Genomic DNA, 19,010 nt, shown 5'->3' with positions numbered 1-19,010 from the left:
ATGAATCGGATTGTTTATATAAACTATCATTTATTATTTATCAAATACGATTCAAAACCTACGTATAAATGCGAGTTATAACTTAATATACTTGCTATCGAAACCAGCACTACATGATGGAGACATGAAATCGCCGACGCCGCCCCTCTCATTTCTCCCGCAGCTCTCCAGCGGGAGCATTTTCCGGCCGAAGCGGAGCGGGACGTTTGGCTTTCACGACGCCGCGAGGATTGTTACAGACGTCTTCAGAGTGGCGCGCGCCCATAGATCCGGGACTTTACCCTTGACTTTGAAAAAGCCTCCTTCGCCGGCGGCGCGGCTGATCTGGCCCGCCGTTTTGACCGCCGCGGCGGCGTCTCTCCTGATCTCGCTCGGCGTCTGGCAATTGCATCGACTGGCCTGGAAGGAAAACATTATCGCGCAGATCAAGGCGCGCGCGACGGCGCCGGCGACGCCTCTGCCGGACTTTACCGAATGGGCGCGGCTTCGCCCGGACGACTACGAGTACCGGCATGTTCTTCTGCATGGGACGTTCGAAAACAAAAAAGAGGCGCTGGTTTTCCGGCCGAGCGGAAGCTCTACCGGTGTGCGAGAGCCGGGATATCTGGTTCTGACGCCAATGCGGCTTGACTCCGGCGGCTATGTGATCGTCAACCGCGGCTTCACGCCGGCCGGCCGCAGCGAGGCGCGCACGCGCGAGGAAGGTAAAATCGAAGGGGACACGGCCCTCACGGGGCTGATGAGGGCGCCGGAATCCCGCAATTTCTTCACGCCTGCGGACAACCCTGACGCGGGCCAGTTTTTTACGCGCGACCCGGACGTGATCGCCGCGCATTTCGGATTGGCGGGAGCAGCGCCGTTCATTGTCGACGCCGACGCCTCCCCGGTTCCAGGCGGCTGGCCGAAGGGCGGAGCGACAGAGCTCGCGTTCCCGAACAATCATCTGTCCTATGCGCTCACCTGGTTTGGCCTTGCGGCCGGACTGCTTGGCGTGTTCCTCGCCTATGCCTGGCAGATAGTCCGGCCGCGCGACGCCAAATGACGGATCGCTCGACGCGTCCGCCGGGCGGCTGCGTTCGGCCGTCGGCGCGACTTCGATTTTGTGCTAGAACGCCCTGAAAGACGAATTGAAAAATCTAGAGTTTCAAACCAAGAGTTCAACGTGAAATACATATCGACCCGCGGAGAATCTCCCCCTCTTGCGTTCATGGAAACCCTCCTCGCCGGGCTTGCCCCCGACGGCGGCCTTTATCTGCCGGAATTCTATCCGCGTCTTGCCGAAGATGAGATCGCGGCCTTCGCGGGCAAGCCCTACGCGGATGTCGCCCGCGCCGTCATCGCCCCTTTCATCGGCGGGGAAATCGAGCCTCAAGCGCTGCAAGGCATGATCGAGGCCGCCTATTGCACCTTCCGCCATCCCGCGATTGCGCCTCTTGCGCAGATCGACGGCAATCTTTTCGTTCTGGAGCTTTTCCACGGCCGCACGCTCGCCTTCAAGGACATCGCGATGCAGCTGCTCGCCCGGCTGATCGATCATGCGCTGAAGGCGCGCCGCCAGCGCGCGACGATCGTCGGCGCGACCTCGGGCGACACCGGCGCCGCGGCGATCGAAGCCTTCCGCGGCCTCAGCCAGGTCGACGTCTTTATCCTTTTCCCCCATGGCCGGGTCTCCGACGTCCAGCGCCGGCAGATGACCACCACAGGGGCCGATAACGTTCACGCCATAGCTATCGAGGGCACGTTCGACGACGCCCAGGCCGCGATCAAGGCGATGTTCAATCACGCCGCCTTGCGAGAAGAGCTCAAGCTTTGCGGGGTCAACTCGATCAATTGGGCCCGGATCCTCGCCCAGACCGTTTATTATTTCACGAGCGCCGTGGTCCTTGGAGCTCCCCGCCGCCCGGTGTCCTTTTGCGTTCCGACAGGCAATTTCGGCGACATTTTCGCCGGATGGATCGCCAAGCGCATGGGGTTGCCCATCGACAGGCTGATCGTTTCGACAAACTCCAACGACATTCTTCCCCGCGCGCTCGCCACCGGATCCTACGCGGTGAACGGCGTCCATGCGACGCAATCGCCGTCGATGGACATTCAGGTCTCGTCGAATTTCGAACGGCTGCTTTTCGAGTCTCTTGGCCGCGACGCCGCCGCGCTGCGCGCGCTGATGGCGCAGCTGCGTCAATCGGGCGGCTTTACGATTCCGCCCCCCGCGCTCGCCGCGATTCGCGCTGAATTCGACGCCTTCGCCGTCAGCGAGGAGGACACCACCCGCGAGATCGCCAAAACCTTTGCGCAGACCGGTTTCCTCCCCGATCCGCACACCGCCGTTGGGATTCACGCGGCCCGAAAAGCCCAGACCACGACGCCGCTCGTCGCGCTGGGGACGGCGCATCCCGCCAAGTTCGCGGCGGCGATCGAGCGCGCGACCGGCGTCCCGCCAGCCTTGCCGGAGACTCTCGCAGGTCTAAAGGATCTGCCGGAGCTTTACACAGTGCTGCCCAACGATCAGAGCGAGATCGAAAGATTCGTTCGCGCCCGCGCCCGCGCCGCGACGCCCAAAAGAGCCGCGTCATGAGCGTCAGGATCACCACGCTTCCCTCGGGACTGCGGATTGTCACCGACGCCATCCCGCATCTCGAAACCGCGGCCGTCGGCGTCTGGATCGGCGCCGGCTCGCGGCACGAGGGCGATGACGAACATGGACTGTCCCATCTTCTCGAGCACATGGCGTTCAAAGGGACCCGCCGGCGCTCCGCGCGCGACATCGCCGAAGAAATCGAGATGGCGGGGGGCGACCTCAACGCCGCGACCAGCACCGAGCACACAGCGTACAACGCCCATATCCTCGCCGCGGACATGCCCCTGGCGCTCGACATCCTCGCCGATATTCTAACCGACAGCACGTTCGACGCGGACGAGCTGGAACGCGAAAAAGGCGTGATCCTGCAGGAAATCGGCGCGGTCGAGGATACGCCGGACGATCTTGTCTTCGATCTTTTCAATGCTTCGGCTTTCCCCGATCAAGCAATTGGCCGGCCGATTCTCGGCACCGCGGAGCGGGTTACGAAATTCGGGCGGGACGCGATCGGCGGCTTCCTCGAAACCCACTACCGCGCCGGCGCGACCATCATCGGCGCGGCCGGCGCGGTCGATCATGATCAGATCTGCGCCGACGCCGAACGGCGCTTTGGCGGCCTTTCGGTTCAAGCAAGCAAAACAGAGAGTCCGCCGGCGCTCTATCGCGGCGGCGATATCCGTCTGAAGCGCCGCCTCGAACAGGCCCATATCGTGATCGGCTTCGAGGGGCTGACCTATAAAAGCGAGAATTTCTACGCCTTGCAGGTGTTCGCCAACGCCGTCGGCGGGGGCATGTCGTCCCGTCTGTTCCAGGAGGTGCGCGAAAGCCGCGGACTCGCCTATTCGATCCATGCGTTCCACTGGGGTTTTTCCGACACCGGCCTGTTTGGCTTTTACGCCGCGACGGGGGCGAAGGACGTCGCGGAACTCATGCCGGTGGCGCTCGATTGCCTCGGCAGCGCGGCGCACTCCTTGACCGAGGCGGAAGCGCGCCGGGCTAAGGCGCAGATGAAGGTTTCGCTGCTCACCGCCCTCGAATCGCCCGCCGCGCGCTGCGAACAGATCGCCCGGCAGATGATGGCTTTCGACCGCGTCCTTGGCCGCGAGGAAATTATCGCCAAGATCGATGATCTGACCATCGAGCAGATCCGCCGGGCCGGAGCGCGAGCCTTGTCCTCGGCTCCGACCGTCGCGGCGATCGGTCCCGTCGGCAAGGTCCATACGCCCGACCGCGTCGCCGCGCGGCTCCGCGCCATTTGAAAAGGCGGCGGTATGGCCCTCTTCCGGATCGGTCCCGCGAGCGAAACAATTACGCTTCTGCACGGCGAAGGGGTCTATCTTCGCCCGCTCCAGATGCGCGATTTCGAAGCCTGGGCGTCACTGCGCGAGCGCAGCCGCGCGTTCTTGACCCCCTGGGAGCCGACATGGCCCGGCGATGATCTGACGCGCTCCTCGTTTCGCCGCCGGCTACGCCGGCATCACAAGGAAATCGAAACAGGCGAAGCCTATGCCTTTCTGGTGTTTCACCAGGACGACACTTTGCTTGGCGGTCTGACTCTCGGACAGATCAAACGCGGCGTGGTCCAGTCGGGGACGCTCGGCTATTGGATCGGCGCTCCTTACGCCGGAAAGGGCCACATGTCCCGCGCGGTGCGGACGGTGGTCAATTTCGCGTTCGGTCCGCTCCGGCTGCATCGAATCGAAGCCTCTTGCCTGCCCAGCAACGACGCCTCGATCCGGCTTCTCGAGCGGATCGGCTTCAGGCGGGAGGGCTACGCCCGCGCCTATCTACGCATCAACGGCCTGTGGCAGGATCATCTCCTCTTCGCCCTCCTTGAAACCGACGCCGCGCCGCTGCGCGCGCCGCATCGGGTTTAAGACGCGCCGCCGACGAACCTTGACAACTTCTATATTTCTATTAATCTGGAAATATGGAAAAGTTGGACGCCATCGCCGCGCTCTCCGCGCTCGCCCAGGACACCCGCCTCGACATCTTCCGGCTGCTGGTCGAGGCCGGACCGGACGGATTGCCCGCGGGACGCATCGGCGAGCGCCTCGGCCTGCCGTTGACGACCCTTTCTTTCCATCTGAACCAGCTCAAGCAGGCCAATCTCGTTTCGTTCCGGAGAGAAAGCAGGTCTTTGATCTATTCGGCCTCCTATCCCACCATGAAGGCCTTGATGGGCTATCTCTCCGAAAACTGCTGCGAAGGCGATCCGGCCGCTTGCGGCATCGGCGCCTGCGATCCCGCACTCGTTCCTCCAGGAATTGATGATGAAACGTCTTCACGTCCACGTGTCCGTTGACGATCTCGCCCAATCGATAAAGTTCTACAGCACCCTTTTCGCCGCCGATCCGACGGTCGCGAAGCCCGACTATGCGAAGTGGATGCTGGACGATCCGCGCGTCAATTTCGCGATTTCGAAGCGGGGCGTCCGCGCCGGACTCGATCATCTGGGGATCGAAGTCGAGACGCAAGCCGAACTTCGCGAGGTTTACGACCGGCTTCGTCAGGCGGACCGTCCCGTGTTGGAGGAGGGCGCGACGACCTGCTGTTACGCCAAGTCGGAAAAGGCCTGGATAAAGGACCCGCAGAACCTTTCATGGGAAACGTTTTTGACCATCGGCGAAAGCGCGGTTTACGGAGCCGACGTTGACAGGGAGTCCATTCCCGAAGCCGCAACGGCCTGCTGCGCGCCCAAGGCCGACGCCAAACCGGCCGGCGCCTGCTGCGCGCCGAAACGAGAGGACGCGGCGTGACAGGCGCGGCGTTCAACGCGCTTTTTCTCTGCACCGGGAACAGCGCCCGCTCGATCCTTGCCGAAAGCATCCTTCGGAAGGACGGAGGCGGCCGCTTTGGCGCCTATTCAGCCGGAAGTCACCCCAAGGGCGCCGTTCATCCCCTGGCGCTGCGGATGCTTGAAGCCTACGGATACCCAACCGCCGGGCTGCGCTCGAAAAGCTGGGATGAATTTGCCGGGCAAGACGCCCCGAAATTCGATTTCGTGTTCACTGTTTGCGACAATGCGGCGGGTGAAGCCTGCCCGCTGTGGATCGGAAAGCCAGCGACGGCGCATTGGGGCGTGGCGGACCCGGCGGCCTTTGAAGGAACCGAAATCGAGAAGGAGCGCGCATTCCGCCATGCGTTTCTTGATCTGAGCAAGCGGATCGAGGCCTTCGTCAATCTGCCGTTCAGCGATCTCGACGCTCCTTCGCTCGCCCGCAGGCTCCAGGAAATAGGTCAGACGCCGGCGGGTCGGCCCCAGGACGCGATCCTCGGACAATGACAGAACCGCTCGCTCGCCGTTTGTTCGCTGAAGGCCTTGGAACCGCGTTCCTCCTTGCCGCCGTGATCGGCTCCGGCGTGATGGGCCTCAATCTGTCAGGGGGCAATCTCGCGCTGGCCTTGCTGGGCAATACGCTTCCAACCGGCGCTATCCTCGTCGTCTTGATTTTGATCTTTGGTCCCCTGTCCGGAGCCCATTTCAATCCGGCGGTGACGCTCGCCTTCGCGGCGCGCGGCGAATTTCGATGGCGCGACGTGACCCCTTATATCGCCGCCCAGCTGATCGGCGCGGTCCTGGGCGTTCTGGCGGCGCACCTGATGTTCGAGCTTCCGCTTTGGCAGCTCTCGCTGAAGACGCGAACCGGAGCCGGCCAGTGGTTCGCTGAATTTATCGCGACCTTCGGATTGCTTCTGACGATTTTCGGATGCGTCCGAGCGCCTTCCGCTGCTCCCTACGCCGTCGGCCTCTATATCACGGCCGCCTATTGGTTCACCGCTTCCACCTCGTTCGCCAACCCGGCAGTGACCATCGCCCGGGCGTTCTCCGACACTTTCGCGGGGATCGCACCCGTCAGCGTCGCCGCCTTCGTGCTTGCGCAATTGGCCGGAACGGCCCTGGGCGTCATCGTCGCGCGTCAATTATGGCCCGCGCGCGAGCGCGCCTGATCCGAGTTGGGAAGCAACCTTCCGCGACCGCGGTCCGGTCCGCCCCCGGCGCAGCCTGCGCTCCCCGGCTCGTCCCACCTTAAAACCGGCCCAATCCGTTCCTAGCGTTCCACTTGCCGGGGCGCTGGACAGGCTTTACCAATTCACGTTCGAACTGCGGCCGCGCCCGCGCCGGTCGCCGCGCCTGAAACAGGATCACTCTTGGCGAGCTGCTTGCGTCTTTTCCGTTTCCTGATCGCCGTGACCCTTCTCGCCGCCGGACTCAGCCCGGCCAGCGCGATCGAATCGGTGCGCGTTCCACTCGACGCCCGCGCGATCGATCTCACCAAGGCGATCGAAAGCTATAATTCCGAGGGCGACCGCCTGCTCGTCTCGACCGCCGCCGGGGCGGACGGGATCGTTCGCCGGATCGAGGTGCGCGCGCGCGAGGAAGGAACGCATCCGAGCTGGATCGTCTTCGCGCTGACCAACGACACCGGCGAACAGATCGAGCGTCTGATCGTCGCGCCGCATTTCAGGCTCGTCGGCTCCGGCGTGATCTGGCCCGATCTCGGCGCCTCACGCATTTCGGCGATCACCGCGAGCCAGGGCTTTCCGCCCGAGCGGGACGAAAGCGCCGACGCCGACGTCTTCCGGCTGACCCTCGACCCAGGCACGACCGTGACCTATGTCGCCGAGTTGAGAACTCCGAACCTGCCCCAGATCAATCTCTGGCAGCCCGACGCCTACAAAGACAAAATGACGAGCCTCGCCTTGTACAAAGGCATTGTCATCGGCGTCGCCGGGCTTCTGGCGCTGTTCCTCACCATCGTTTTCGTCGTCAAGGGCGCGGTGATTTTCCCGGCCGCCGCCGCGCTGGCCTGGACCGTCCTCGCCTATGTCTGCATCGATTTCGGCTTCTGGGGGAAGATCTTCGGCACCGATGGCCAGTCGGACCGGATCTGGCGGGCCGGCGCCGAGACGGTTCTCGCCGGGACCCTCCTCGTGTTCCTGTTCGCCTACCTCAATCTCAACCGCTGGCATGTCCGGGCCTCGCATGTCGTCACAGTCTGGCTGTTGTTTCTCGCGGCGCTGGTCGGTCTTGCCGTCTATGACCCGCCGGTCGCGGCCGGCGTCGCGCGAATTTCGCTCGCGACCATCGCCGCGGTGGGCTTCATCCTCGTGCTTTACCTTGCGACGCACGGCTACGACCGCGCGGTGATGCTCATTCCAACCTGGTTTCTCCTCCTGGTCTGGATCGTCGCCGCCGCCTTCGCCGTGACCGGCGCGCTCACCAACGATCTCGTCTCGCCGGCCCTCATCGGCGGACTGGTGCTGATCGTCATGCTGATCGGGTTCACGATCATGCAGAACGCCTTTATCGGCGGCGGGCTCGGTCAGGGCGCCGTCTCGGACTCGGAGCGCAAGGCGCTGGCGCTGACCGGTAGCGGCGACATTATCTTCGACTGGGACGTCTCGTCCGACCGGGTTTACGTCAGTCCCGAAATCGAGGTCCAACTCGGACTGGCCCGCGGCGCGCTCGAAGGCCCGGCCTCCACCTGGCTCGATGTTCTGCACCCCTCCGAGCGGGACCGCTACCGCGCCTGTCTCGACACCATGCTTGAACAGCGGCGCGGGCGGATAAACCAGGATTTCCGCCTGCGCGCGGCCGATAGCCAGCCGTTCTGGTTCCGCCTGAAGGCGCGGCCGGTTCTTGGTCCGGACGGAGAGGTGCTCCGCATCGTCGGGACGCTGAACGACATCACGGAAACGAAGATTTCCGAAGAGCGGCTGCTTCATGACGCCATCCACGACAATCTGACCGGACTCGCAAACCGGGAGCTTTTCCTCGACCGGCTCAAAGCCGCCCTCGCCTTCGCGGAAAGCGACGACAAGATCCGTCCCGCCGTCATGAGCATTGACATCGACCGGTTCAAGCAGGTGAACGAGGCCATCGGGCTCTCGGCCGGAGATTCGATTATTCTGGCGCTCGCGCGCCGGCTCGGCCGCATCCTGAAGCCGCAGGACACCCTTGCCCGGCTCTCCGGCGATCATTTCGTCGCCCTCGTCGTGTCCGAATATGACGATGATCAGATCATGGCGCTCGCAAATATGGCGAGGCGGGTCGCCTCCACCCCGGTGACGTTCAGCGATCGGGAAATCCCACTGACCGCCTCGTTCGGTCTGGCGCTCTACGATCCGCAATCGCGCGAACAGCCTGAGGACATGCTGAAGGACGCGGAGATCGCCATGCGTCACGGCAAGCGCCTTGGCGGCAACCGCATCGAAATCTTCCGCCCCTCGATGCGCACTTTGCGCTCCGACAAATTCGGCCTCGCGGCGGATCTGCGGCGCGCGCTCGACCGCGGCGAGATGAAGCTGTTTTTTCAGCCCATCGTGCGGCTTGAGGACCGCACCGTCGCGGGCTTCGAAACGCTGTTGCGCTGGGATCATCCGCGCCACGGACGGCTCGCCCCAAGCGAATTTCTCGATGTCGCCGACGACCCCGGACTGGTCATCGATCTCGGCGTCTTCGCGCTCGAGCGCACCGGGCGCGAACTCGCGGCCTGGCAGCGCGCGCTCGATGTCGACCCGCCGATTTTCGCCAGCGTCAATATTTCTTCGCCGCAGATGATGCGCCACGATCTCCTGCAGGACGTCAAGGGCGTGCTCAACCGCTGCGTCGTCAGCCGCGGAACGCTAAAGCTGGAATTTACCGAAAGTCTGGTGATGGAGAATCCGGAATATGCAACGCAAATGCTGACCCGCATCCGCGACCTCGGGGCCGGGCTCTCGCTCGATGATTTCGGGACCGGCTATTCCTCGCTCACCTATTTGCAAAGATTTCCGTTCGATACGATCAAGATCGACCGCTCGTTCGTGCGCCAGTCGGGAAATGGATCGCGGCCCGCGATCCTGCGATCCCTTGTGACGCTGGCTCACGATCTCGGGATGGAGGTCATCGCTGAAGGGGCCGAAGCGGAGGCGGACGCGATCGAGCTCTATCAGCTCGGATGCGAATATGCGCAAGGCTTCGCATTCGGCCATCCGATCAGCGCGGCCGAGGCGCGCAAGCTCGTCGGAGCCGCCATCGCCGCCTGAGGCCGACGCCAGCCTTGACGAAATTTCACGCCCTCAAGAGCGCTTTCCGGTCACATGAAGTCATGCGATGGATCAGAAATCGCTCCAGAGTCAAAGGCTTGGATGCTCAAGAATGTCCGGCGTCGGACGACAGCCTGGCGATATCGATCCCAAGCTTGCGGAGCGCCCGATCATATTTCGACGCCGAAGCCTGATCAAAAATCAGCGACGGATCGCCGGGACAGTTGAGCCAGCCGTTTTGCTGCATCTCGCTTTCAAGCTGTCCTGCGGACCATCCGGCGTAACCCAGGGCGAGAATCGCCTGGACGGGCCCGGCGCCCCGAGCGATCGCGCGCAGAATGTCGATCGTCGCGGTCAGGGATACGCCGCTGTCGATCGGCAACGTGGAATTGTCGATGAAAAAATCGTTGGAATGAAGCACGAAGCCTCTGCCGGTCTCGACCGGGCCGCCCTTCAGAACCTGGACGGCGCCGGCCTTTTCAGGGAGCCGGATCGCCTCGTCTGGACGAATCACGTCGAGTTGCACCAGAAGATCCGAGAAGCTTAATTTCCGTGCAGGACGATTGACGATGATCCCCATCGCGCCCTCCTCGGAATGAGCGCAAAGATAAACCACCGATCGCGCAAAGCGGCTGTCCGCCATGCCCGGCATCGCGACCAGCAATTGGCCGTCGAGAAATCCGCTCGAGGGTCCGGACATCGACTCCGGCGGCTTGACTGATCCCATTTCACTTTTCCCGCAACCCGATTTCCGCCGGCCCCGATCCCCGGTCTGATCACCGCAATGTATGTTGCGGCGTCATCCTATGCAAAATAAGCTGAAAGTCGTAGGGGGAAGCGGCGTGATACAATTGATGCAAAATTTCGTCCAATCTCCGGTCGGCGCGGATCTGATCCTGGCCGCCCGGAACGTCAAGACATTCTGTTTTCTTGTCGCCGTCGTCGCCTTGAGCGTTTTCATGATTGGAGCCAAGGCGCGGTGTGATCCTGCGGACGGCCCTTGGGTTCTCGCCTCGAAATCATCGGTTCGGCTGATCGCTGGCGCTCCCGGCCGCCTGCCTTATGGCGCCGGGGTTGAAATGCGGCTTGATCCAGGCGCGATCACCTATTGGCGAACGCCGGGAGACGCCGGAGCGCCGCCTGCTTTCTCCTTCGACGGCTCGGAAAATGTAGCAAACGTCACAATCCTTTTCCCGGCTCCGAAACGAATCGACGAGGCGGGGACGGAAGCGTTCGGATATACGGGCGACGTGACGTTTCCGCTTCATATCCGCCCCACGGACCCTGCCCTTCCCGTCAATCTGACCATGAAAATGAATTTCGCTGTCTGCGAGCGAATCTGCCTGCCGAACATGGTGGAGACGAAACTGACCTTGCTTCCGGAAAAAGCGCCTTCGTCCCTCGCCGGGGCCGGTCCGGCATCGGCGATCGAGAGGGCGGAAGAAAAAGTGCCGGTCCGCCTTTCGGAAACCGATCGCGACAAAAAGGTTTCGATCGTGCGGGACCCCACGGCCTCGCCCCCGACCTGGCGGCTTAAACTCGCGGAGGGGGCCAATAACGTTTCAGGAAGCCAGGACGGCGCCGCCGATCTCTTCGCCGAAGCTCCCGCAGGTTGGTATTTCGAGACCCGGAAGTCGGGTCGCCCGGACGAGTTTCTGATTGTCGAAGCCGCGCGGCCCAAAACCGCCGCCGGCACCGCGGCGCCGGTTCTCCTGACCTTGACACAGCCAAGGCACAGCTATGAATTCGCGGTTGAGCTTAAACCCGCGGCGGCCATAAAACCCTGATTCCGGAGCCCGGCGTTTTGCGGCTCGAGAGCATATTCCGATCGGATTGAATCCATCCAATCGACAAGAATATGCTCAAGCTTTTAACTCTGGAGCGATTTCTGATCGATCGCATGACGTCATGCGATCGGAAAGCGCTCGAGGCGTCGCGCCCGACGCAAACCCGACCAGCGAGGACCTTATATAATGACGATCAAACCCGGTGATTCCCTGCCCAAAGCTGTTTTCACGATCATGACCCCAGAAGGCCCAAAAACCCGAACCAGCGAAGACATTTTCAAGGGTCGGAAGGTCGTTCTGTTCGCCGTGCCTGGCGCCTTCACGCCGACCTGCAGCAGCGCTCATCTGCCCGGGTTTCTCGACCGGATCGACTCATTCAAGGCGCTCGGCGTCGACGAGATCGCGCTCACCAGCGTCAATGACGTTTTCGTCCTCGACGCCTGGGCGAAAAGTTCGGGCGCTGAGGGCAAGATCACTTTCCTCGCCGACGGCAGCGGCGATTTCGCCAGGGCGCTCGGCCTTTCGCTCGACCTGACCGAACGCGGGCTCGGGTCAAGATCGCAAAGATATTCGATGCTGGTCGACAACGGCGTCGTGCGCAAGCTGAACGTCGAACCGGTTCCGAGCAAGGCGGAAGCCTCAAGCGCGGACGCCTTGCTCGCGCAATTTTGACGAACGCCTTCGACGATCAGCCGAAAGTCACATTCCGCCTAGGCCCGCCCGCGCCCGGGCGCCCATGAACGCCGCCATGCCCTGACGGGCGAGTTCGTCGGCTCGCTCGTTCATGGGATCGCCCGCGTGGCCCTTGACCCAGCGCCAGTCGATATCGTGCGGCTGCGCCGCTGCGTCGAGCCTTTGCCAGAGCTCGACGTTCTTCACCGGCTTTTTGTCGGCGGTCCGCCAGCCGTTGCGCTTCCAGGACGAAAGCCAGCCGGTGATCCCGCCCCTGACGTAATTGGAATCCGTGAAGAGATGGACGACGCAAGGCCTTGTCAGGCTCTCAAGGGCGTTGATCGCCGCCGTCAGCTCCATCCGGTTGTTGGTGGTTTCGGCCTCGCCGCCGCAGATTTCCTTCATGTGATCGCCGAAGGTGAGGATCGCGCCCCATCCGCCCGGTCCAGGATTGCCCGAGCAGGCGCCATCGGTCCAGATCGAAACATTAGCGCTCATCGGATCAGACCCAGGTCAGCGGCGCCGCCGATGGTCTGCAGGACCTGAAGCTTGCGCACGTATTCGCGGGGGTCCTTGGGGTGGACCAACGCGCCCGGCGGAACGTTCAGCCAATCGACGAGGCGGGTCAAAGTGAACCGCAGCGCCGCGCCGCGGGCGAGGACGCAGAGCGCCTCGGCTTCTCCGGCGGTCAACGGGCGAACGCGTTCGTAGGCCTTGAAAAATGCGCGGGCCTTTTGGCTGTCATAGGCCTGATCCTTGTCGAAACACCATGCGTTCAAGCAAACGGCCGCGTCGTAGGCGAGATTGTCGACGCAGGCGAAATAGAAATCGATGACCCCGGACACGGCGTCGCCGAGAAAGAGGACATTGTCCGGAAACATATCGGCGTGAATGATTCCGGAGGGCAATCCGGTGGGCCAGTTCCTTTCGAGAAAGATCAGCTCCCGAGCGATCAGGTCCGCAAGTCCCGGCTGAACTTCGTCGGCGCGTGCGCTGACCTCCCCGAAGAGGTCAGGCCACGCGCTCAAGCCCAATGAATTCGGCCGGCGCAGAGGAAAGTCGGCGCCGGCCACGTGCAGCCTGCCAAGAGCTTCTCCGAGCGCGGCGCATTGATCCTCGTTTGGCCGGGTCGCCGAAACGCCTTCAAGAAAGGTGACGATCGCGGCGGGACGCCCGGCGATCCGCCCAAGCGCGCCGCCGGACCGGTTGCGCACCGGCAGCGGGCAGTTGAGCCCGTGCCTGGCGAGATGCTCCATCAGGCCAAGGAAGAAAGGCAGATTGTTCTCGTCGACACGTTTCTCGTACAGCGTCAGAATGTAAACGCCCGCGCCTGCGTGAAGCAGAAAATTGGAGTTCTCGACGCCCTCAGCGATGCCTTTCAGCGCGCGCGCGCGGCCAATGTCATACTGGCTCAGAAACGCCGTCAGGTCCGCGTCGGTCACATCGGTATAAACAGCCATTCGTCCACCGCCTGTTGGATCGGAGCTTTGGAGCATGTTGTGGGCGTCGAAGTCGAACGATTTCTTCGCGGCCGCGGGCCTTCGAAGCCTGCGGGAAATCATTCGCGGTCGCCTTCGCCCGCCCTCTTAAAAAGGGTGCGGCGCAAAATGGCGGTTCGCAAAAAACTTCGCCCCGCCTCGCGGATTTTTAGGGCATTTTGCCTCATTGACAGGTGACAAGCGCCGCAATGAAAGGTATATCGCTCAAGCGAGCCGTTGAGAGCCAGAACTGGCGCACATTCGGTCTTCGGTCCGGGTCTTGGGAGGACGCTGATTTTCGCCTTGCTCCATCAAGGAGCCGCCTTCCGCGTGAGGCGCAGGCGAAAATCAGACAAGGGCAGAGCTGAAAAAGGCGAGAGCGCTTTGCGTTTTCTCGCCTTTTTTCGTCTTCGGGACGGCCCGGTTCAAAAATTGGGACAGCGCCGGTTTGAAAGGCGCTCCGGCGCAAGCCTTCCCTCGAAGCAAGCCTTGCCTTGAAGAATAAGCTATGGAAGGTCGTTAGAGCGAATCACCTTCCAGCTTAGGGCGGAGCGGCTTTCATGCGATTGACGATGCGGCGAGGTCTGTCCGGCGTTTTCATCCTGGCGCTTTGCGCAGCGTCGCCGGTCCGCGCCGCGACCTGCCGCGATCCGGCCGGGTTCGACGCCTTCATCGCCGCGATCCGGCAGGAAGCCGCGGCGCAGGGCGTCTCCGCCGCCGCGATCAGCGCGCTCGACGGCGTCGCCTACGACCCGGACATCATCTCGAAGGACCACGGCCAGCACGTCTTTCACCAGAGTTTCGAGGAATTCTCGGCGCGCATGGTCAACGCCAACCGGTTGAAACGAGGCCGCACGCTCCTCAAGCAATATGCTGGAACGTTCGAGCGCATCAACGAGGCCTATGGCGTGCCCGGACCGATCATCGTCGCGATCTGGGGCCTCGAGACCGATTTCGGCGCCGTCAACGGCGACACGCCGACGCTGCGCGCGCTGGCGACCCTCGCCTTCGACTGTCGCCGCAGCGACAAATTCCAGGCTGAACTCATCGACGCTCTGAAGCTCATCCAGCGCGGCGATCTCGCCCCAGGCGCGATGCGCGGCGCCTGGGCCGGCGAACTGGGACAGACCCAGTTCATGCCTTCGTCCTATCTGAAATATGCGGTGGACTTCAGCGGCGACGGGCGCGCCGACCTCATCCATAACGCGCCGGACGTGCTCGCCTCGACCGCCAATTATCTGAAGGGATTCGGCTGGAAACGCGGCGCCGGGTGGAACCCCGGCGAGCCGAATTTCGCCGTGATTCAGGAATGGAACAAGGCCGACGTCTATGCCCGCACCATCGCCCTGTTCGCGACGAAGCTCGCAAGCGGGGAATAGGGCCGGCGCAACGCGCGGCGGGCTGCGAGTTTACTGCAGCACCACCACTTTCGTTCCCACCTTCACCCGTCCGGCGAGATCGACGACGTCGTCGTTGGTCATCCTGATGCAGCCGGACGAGACGGCGGAGCCGATCGTTTCGGGCTCGTTCGACCCGTGGATGCGGTACATGCTGGGGCCAAGGTAGATCGCCCGCGCGCCGAGCGGATTGTCGATGCCGCCCTTCATGTAGCGTGGCAAATCGGGACGGCGCCTGATCATCTGCGGCGGCGGCGACCAGCCCGGCCATTCGCGAATCATCGACACGGTCTTCGCGCCCGACCAGGTGAAGCCGTCGCGCCCGACCCCGACCCCGTAGCGGATCGCCCGGTCGTGGCCAAGCACATAATAAAGCCGGCGCTGGCTCGTCGAGACGACCACGGTTCCGGCCGGATAATCGGCGTTCCATTCGATGATCTGGCGCGGGATCGCCTGTTCCTGAAACCCGCCGAAGAGACCGGCGAAGGGGCTCGCCCCACCCGAGGGAGACTCGAGCGCCAAGGCGGGAGAGGCGGCGAAGAGGCCAAGCAAAAGGGCGGCGCGGGACATTATTGCGGGCATTCGGATCCTTCAAAGTCGTGCATTAAATGTAAGGCGCACTCCTTGCGCGTATTGCGGCGAAAATGGGGCGGACGGGGTTTGGGGGCTTTTGCAATATGGGTTCATGACGGGCGCTGAGATTGCTGCGCTCATGAGATTCCATGCGCACCTGATTTATGCACGCGCCAAGTGGTTGATTTAATTGAAGTGGCATTGCCGTGCATAAGCACGGCATTGCGCAATTTGACGGAACAGCGAAAAGGCGAAAGACTATTGGTTCATACCAAAGTCGGTGCGGGGAGCGATGATGAAACGGATAGTCCGAGTTCAGGAGATCGAATCGTTTTTTTTTGGACGAACAAGATAGAATCGTTGGTTTTGCGCTTTTTATTGTTTTCACTTTTAGTGGCTTAGAAACAGCGATGGCGCAGTTTGCTTCACCAGAATGCGCCGCTTGCAGGAACGCCTGCGTCAGTGCGCGTGCTAATGGCAATAATATTTGTTGTCGCATTAACGGTGGAACGGTCGGCAACGGGGTTTGCAACGGACCAGGTAGCGGATATGCTGGTTGTCTGTCAAACGTCGCTAATCAAGAAAGCGCTTGTTGGAGTAGATGCTCTGCAACCGTGCCAAACTGCCACTAACTTCGAGTTTCGAGCTGCCGCATAAGCCCCATTATGGAACGCGGCGCTGGAGGACCCATGCGCCCCCGCTCACCGCACCTTCCCCCGGTAGACCCGCGTGCCGCCCTTCCCCGCTGAACTGCGTCCCTTCACATCCCCGCGCGGCTCTGATGGCCCTCGGGGCTTCGCCTCGCCGCCCCCAAAATTATGCGGCCCCATTTCCGAATCCGTCGGCTTGTGCGGGCGGCTCGCCGGCAGATTCGCCGCCGCGCCATATTTGCGTTCGCCCTTGTAGGCGCCCGCTTGATCCTCGACGTCGCTCTGGCGCGCAAGCGGATCGTCGGCGATGGCGAGTTCGACCGCCTGCAGGCGCTTCAATTCGTCGCGGTAGCGCGCGGCCGCCTCGAAATCGAGATCGGCGGCGGCGGCGCGCATCTTTTTTTCAAGGTCTGCGATGGTCGCCTTGAAATTGTGGCCGGCCAAAATCTCCGGCGCGGCGAATCCTGAATCCACCGTCACATGATCCTGCTCGTAGACGGAACCCAGGATATCCTGGATGCCCCGCTTGATCGTCGCCGGCGTGATGTTGTTGGCGATGTTGTAGGCCTGTTGTTTTTCGCGGCGGCGGTCGGTCTCGGCGATGGCGCGCTGCATCGAGCCGGTGACGGCGTCGGCATAGAGGATCACCTTGCCGTCGACGTTGCGCGCGGCGCGCCCGATCGTCTGCACCAGCGAGGTCTCGCTGCGCAGAAAGCCCTCCTTATCGGCGTCGAGGATCGCCACGAGGCCGCATTCGGGAATGTCGAGACCTTCGCGGAGCAGGTTGATGCCGACGAGAATATCAAAGGCGCCGAGGCGCAGGTCGCGGATGATCTCGATCCGCTCGATCGTGTCGATGTCCGAATGCATGTAGCGCACCCGCGCGCCATGTTCGTGCAGATATTCGGTGAGGTCCTCGGCCATGCGCTTGGTCAGCACCGTGACGAGGCTGCGGTAGCCCTTGGCCGCGACCTCGCGCACTTCGCTTAAGAGATCGTCCACCTGCGCGCGGGCCGGGCGGATTTCGACCGGCGGGTCGATGAGCCCGGTCGGACGGATCACCTGCTCGACGAAGACGCCCCCCGTCCGCTCCATCTCCCAGGAGCCGGGCGTCGCCGACACATGGACGGTCTGCGGGCGCATCGCCTCCCATTCCTCGAAGCGCAACGGCCTGTTATCGAGGCAGGACGGGAGACGGAAGCCATATTCGGCGAGCGTCGCCTTGCGCCGGAAATCGCCGCGATACATGGCGCCGATCTGCGGCACGGTCACATGGGATTCATCGGTGAACACGAGCGCGTTGTCGGGCAGGTATTCGAAGAGGGTCGGCGGCGGCTCGCCGGGGCGCCGCCCGGTGAGATAGCGCGAATAGTTTTCGATGCCCGCGCACGAACCCGCCGCCTCCAGCATTTCGAGATCGAACATCGTGCGCTGTTCCAGCCGCTGCGATTCGAGCAGCCGGCCCGCGTTGTTGAGCTCGCCGAGGCGCTGCTTCAGCTCGGTCTTGATGCCCTTGATCGATTGCAGCAGAGTCGGGCGCGGCGTCACATAATGCGAATTGGCGTAGACCTTCACGAACTCGAGGTCCTGCGTCTTCTTGCCGGTCAGCGGATCGAACTCGGCGATGGATTCGATGGACTCGCCGAAGAAGCCGATGCGCCAGGCGCGGTCCTCATAATGGGCGGGAAACAGTTCGATCGTATCGCCGCGCACCCGGAACACGCCGCGCGAAAAATCGCCGCCGGAGCGCTTGTATTGCAGGGCCACAAGATCGGCGATGAGCTGGCGCTGGTCGATCCTTTCATTGACTTTCACGGTGAAGGTCATCGCCGTGTAGGTTTCGACCGAGCCGATGCCGTAGATGCACGAGACCGAGGCGACGATGATAACGTCGTCGCGCTCCAGCAGCGCGCGGGTGGCGGCGTGGCGCATGCGGTCGATCTGCTCGTTGATCGAACTTTCCTTCTCGATGTAGGTGTCCGAGCGCGGCACATAGGCTTCGGGCTGGTAGTAATCGTAGTAGGAGACGAAATATTCGACCGCATTGTCCGGAAAGAAGCTTTTGAACTCGCCATAGAGCTGCGCCGCCAGCGTCTTGTTGGGCGCCAGAATGAGAGCCGGGCGGTTGGTGCGCGCGATGACCTGCGCCATGGTGAAGGTCTTGCCGGAGCCGGTGACGCCCAGAAGCACCTGGTCGCGCTCCTGCGCTTCGATCCCCTTGACGAGTTCGTCGATGGCGGCCGGCTGGTCGCCCTTAGGCTCGAATTCGGACACGATCTTGAAGGCCCGCCCGCCTTCGGATTTTTCCGGACGGGGCGGGCGATGCGGGGTCCATGGCGATTTTTCGCGCAGGTTCGGATCGCCGCGCTCAAGCAGATCCTTTAGCGAATCGACGGTGGCGGCGGCGCCGGCGACGCCTTCGGGCTGATAGAGCGGCGCCGAGACGACCTGGCGGGCGCGCGCGTCGAGGTCCAGCGTCGCCGCAAGCTTTTCGTCGATGCGCGAGGCGGGCCCCGCGTCATAGCCAGCGCCGGGCGCCTCCGAGAAGCCGGGCGGGCGCTGGTTGAGGGCCGGGTTCAAAAGCGCGGCGAGATGCTCGCCGAGCGGGTGGACATCGGGCCGTGAGGCTTTCGAATTGGGAGCCTTCGGCCGTTTCGGCCTCGAAGGTTTCGGCGGATCGGACGCTTTTGCCATAAGCCCAATATGAGCCGAGTCGGGCTTGTGCGGAAGGGTCTGATCGAGGCAAATCCGGCCGCTTTGGCCCAAGCATATTTCTTCGGCAACTTTTTATCGTCTGATCGGTTAGGGCATCGCTTGAGAAATTCAACCCTGAAGAAGGTCTT

General features: G+C 62.7%; 17 protein-coding genes. 12 read left to right on the top strand and 5 right to left on the bottom strand.

The features are described from left to right. Nucleotides 1-283: 283 nt before the first annotated feature. The 9 genes from BM177_RS05440 (at nt 284) to BM177_RS05400 (ending at nt 9,610) form a co-directional block, all read left to right on the top strand. Complete coding sequence (locus tag BM177_RS05440) at nt 284-1,042, top strand: SURF1 family protein (protein WP_244532129.1); 759 nt, start codon at nt 284-286, stop codon at nt 1,040-1,042. 120 nt (nt 1,043-1,162) lie between these two features. Continuing rightward, nucleotides 1,163-2,575 carry a threonine synthase gene (gene thrC, locus BM177_RS05435; RefSeq protein ID WP_091679390.1) on the top strand — a complete coding sequence of 471 codons (1,413 nt, stop codon included), beginning with the start codon at nt 1,163-1,165 and terminating at the stop codon, nt 2,573-2,575. Continuing rightward, entirely contained in the window at nt 2,572-3,837 is a 1,266-nt protein-coding gene (locus BM177_RS05430; protein ID WP_091679385.1) for a M16 family metallopeptidase, read from the top strand. Before thrC ends, BM177_RS05430 begins: the two co-directional genes overlap by 4 nt. Before the next feature lie 12 nt (nt 3,838-3,849). Further along, nucleotides 3,850-4,455, top strand: coding sequence for a GNAT family N-acetyltransferase (locus BM177_RS05425; RefSeq protein ID WP_091679381.1), 606 nt, complete (start codon nt 3,850-3,852; stop codon nt 4,453-4,455). A 53-nt stretch (nt 4,456-4,508) separates the two neighbouring features. Next, nucleotides 4,509-4,883 (top strand): ArsR/SmtB family transcription factor, encoded by a 375-nt coding sequence (locus BM177_RS05420; RefSeq protein ID WP_091679377.1) that lies wholly within the window; start codon nt 4,509-4,511, stop codon nt 4,881-4,883. Beyond that, nucleotides 4,852-5,337, top strand: coding sequence for an ArsI/CadI family heavy metal resistance metalloenzyme (locus BM177_RS05415; RefSeq protein WP_091679374.1), 486 nt, complete (start codon nt 4,852-4,854; stop codon nt 5,335-5,337). The genes BM177_RS05420 and BM177_RS05415 overlap by 32 nt, the downstream gene beginning before the upstream one ends. After that, nucleotides 5,334-5,864: an arsenate reductase ArsC gene (locus tag BM177_RS05410; protein ID WP_091679371.1), complete on the top strand. Its 531-nt coding sequence runs from the start codon at nt 5,334-5,336 to the stop codon at nt 5,862-5,864. Before BM177_RS05415 ends, BM177_RS05410 begins: the two co-directional genes overlap by 4 nt. Then, nucleotides 5,861-6,529: an MIP/aquaporin family protein gene (locus tag BM177_RS05405; protein WP_091679368.1), complete on the top strand. Its 669-nt coding sequence runs from the start codon at nt 5,861-5,863 to the stop codon at nt 6,527-6,529. Before BM177_RS05410 ends, BM177_RS05405 begins: the two co-directional genes overlap by 4 nt. Before the next feature lie 201 nt (nt 6,530-6,730). After that, a complete protein-coding gene (locus BM177_RS05400; protein ID WP_425284367.1) occupies nt 6,731-9,610 on the top strand; it encodes an EAL domain-containing protein in 2,880 nt (959 codons plus the stop codon). Between the two features lie 106 nt (nt 9,611-9,716). On the opposite strand, the gene BM177_RS05395 is transcribed toward BM177_RS05400, so the two are convergent. Further along, a complete protein-coding gene (locus BM177_RS05395) occupies nt 9,717-10,337 on the bottom strand; it encodes a YqgE/AlgH family protein (protein WP_091679362.1) in 621 nt (206 codons plus the stop codon). Between the two features lie 127 nt (nt 10,338-10,464). Here BM177_RS05395 and BM177_RS05390 point away from each other — a divergent pair, with 127 nt between their 5' ends. Further along, nucleotides 10,465-11,397 carry a protein-disulfide reductase DsbD domain-containing protein gene (locus BM177_RS05390; RefSeq protein ID WP_175492506.1) on the top strand — a complete coding sequence of 311 codons (933 nt, stop codon included), beginning with the start codon at nt 10,465-10,467 and terminating at the stop codon, nt 11,395-11,397. 186 nt (nt 11,398-11,583) lie between these two features. Further along, nucleotides 11,584-12,069: a peroxiredoxin gene (locus BM177_RS05385; RefSeq protein ID WP_091679350.1), complete on the top strand. Its 486-nt coding sequence runs from the start codon at nt 11,584-11,586 to the stop codon at nt 12,067-12,069. 27 nt (nt 12,070-12,096) lie between these two features. On the opposite strand, the gene rnhA is transcribed toward BM177_RS05385, so the two are convergent. Together rnhA and thrB are read right to left on the bottom strand one after the other, a co-directional pair. Further along, a complete protein-coding gene (gene rnhA / locus BM177_RS05380) occupies nt 12,097-12,567 on the bottom strand; it encodes a ribonuclease HI (protein ID WP_091679346.1) in 471 nt (156 codons plus the stop codon). Continuing rightward, nucleotides 12,564-13,529 (bottom strand): homoserine kinase, encoded by a 966-nt coding sequence (thrB, locus tag BM177_RS05375; protein WP_091679625.1) that lies wholly within the window; start codon nt 13,527-13,529, stop codon nt 12,564-12,566. Before thrB ends, rnhA begins: the two co-directional genes overlap by 4 nt. Nucleotides 13,530-14,107: 578 nt before the next feature. Between thrB and BM177_RS05370 the strand changes: the two genes are divergently transcribed. Continuing rightward, the gene (locus BM177_RS05370; RefSeq protein WP_091679343.1) at nt 14,108-14,926 is read left to right on the top strand and encodes a lytic murein transglycosylase; all 819 of its coding nucleotides are present in this window, start codon (nt 14,108-14,110) and stop codon (nt 14,924-14,926) included. A 30-nt stretch (nt 14,927-14,956) separates the two neighbouring features. On the opposite strand, the gene BM177_RS05365 is transcribed toward BM177_RS05370, so the two are convergent. Together BM177_RS05365 and uvrB are read right to left on the bottom strand one after the other, a co-directional pair. Then, the gene (locus tag BM177_RS05365) at nt 14,957-15,526 is read right to left on the bottom strand and encodes a L,D-transpeptidase (RefSeq protein ID WP_244532128.1); all 570 of its coding nucleotides are present in this window, start codon (nt 15,524-15,526) and stop codon (nt 14,957-14,959) included. A gap of 692 nt (nt 15,527-16,218) precedes the next feature. Continuing rightward, the gene (uvrB, locus tag BM177_RS05360) at nt 16,219-18,861 is read right to left on the bottom strand and encodes an excinuclease ABC subunit UvrB (protein WP_091679621.1); all 2,643 of its coding nucleotides are present in this window, start codon (nt 18,859-18,861) and stop codon (nt 16,219-16,221) included. Between the last annotated feature and the right edge of the window lie 149 nt (nt 18,862-19,010).

This window comes from Methylocapsa palsarum (assembly GCF_900114285.1).
Lineage (GTDB): Bacteria > Pseudomonadota > Alphaproteobacteria > Rhizobiales > Beijerinckiaceae > Methylocapsa > Methylocapsa palsarum.
The sequence above is the reverse complement of the archived record's forward strand: the minus strand, read 5'-3'. Positions and strand labels throughout refer to the sequence as shown.

What these genes read in the sequence shown, in the direction of transcription:
- BM177_RS05430 (WP_091679385.1), top strand. Translation starts at nt 2,572, where the DNA reads ATGAGCGTCAGGATCACCACGCTTCCCTCGGGACTGCGGATTGTCACC.
- BM177_RS05425 (WP_091679381.1), top strand. Translation starts at nt 3,850, where the DNA reads ATGGCCCTCTTCCGGATCGGTCCCGCGAGCGAAACAATTACGCTTCTG.
- BM177_RS05420 (WP_091679377.1), top strand. Translation starts at nt 4,509, where the DNA reads ATGGAAAAGTTGGACGCCATCGCCGCGCTCTCCGCGCTCGCCCAGGAC.
- BM177_RS05415 (WP_091679374.1), top strand. Translation starts at nt 4,852, where the DNA reads ATGAAACGTCTTCACGTCCACGTGTCCGTTGACGATCTCGCCCAATCG.
- BM177_RS05405 (WP_091679368.1), top strand. Translation starts at nt 5,861, where the DNA reads ATGACAGAACCGCTCGCTCGCCGTTTGTTCGCTGAAGGCCTTGGAACC.
- BM177_RS05395 (WP_091679362.1), bottom strand. Translation starts at nt 10,337, where the DNA reads ATGGGATCAGTCAAGCCGCCGGAGTCGATGTCCGGACCCTCGAGCGGA.
- BM177_RS05390 (WP_175492506.1), top strand. Translation starts at nt 10,465, where the DNA reads ATGCAAAATTTCGTCCAATCTCCGGTCGGCGCGGATCTGATCCTGGCC.
- BM177_RS05385 (WP_091679350.1), top strand. Translation starts at nt 11,584, where the DNA reads ATGACGATCAAACCCGGTGATTCCCTGCCCAAAGCTGTTTTCACGATC.
- rnhA (WP_091679346.1), bottom strand. Translation starts at nt 12,567, where the DNA reads ATGAGCGCTAATGTTTCGATCTGGACCGATGGCGCCTGCTCGGGCAAT.
- thrB (WP_091679625.1), bottom strand. Translation starts at nt 13,529, where the DNA reads ATGGCTGTTTATACCGATGTGACCGACGCGGACCTGACGGCGTTTCTG.
- BM177_RS05370 (WP_091679343.1), top strand. Translation starts at nt 14,108, where the DNA reads ATGCGATTGACGATGCGGCGAGGTCTGTCCGGCGTTTTCATCCTGGCG.
- BM177_RS05365 (WP_244532128.1), bottom strand. Translation starts at nt 15,526, where the DNA reads ATGCCCGCAATAATGTCCCGCGCCGCCCTTTTGCTTGGCCTCTTCGCC.
- uvrB (WP_091679621.1), bottom strand. Translation starts at nt 18,861, where the DNA reads ATGGCAAAAGCGTCCGATCCGCCGAAACCTTCGAGGCCGAAACGGCCG.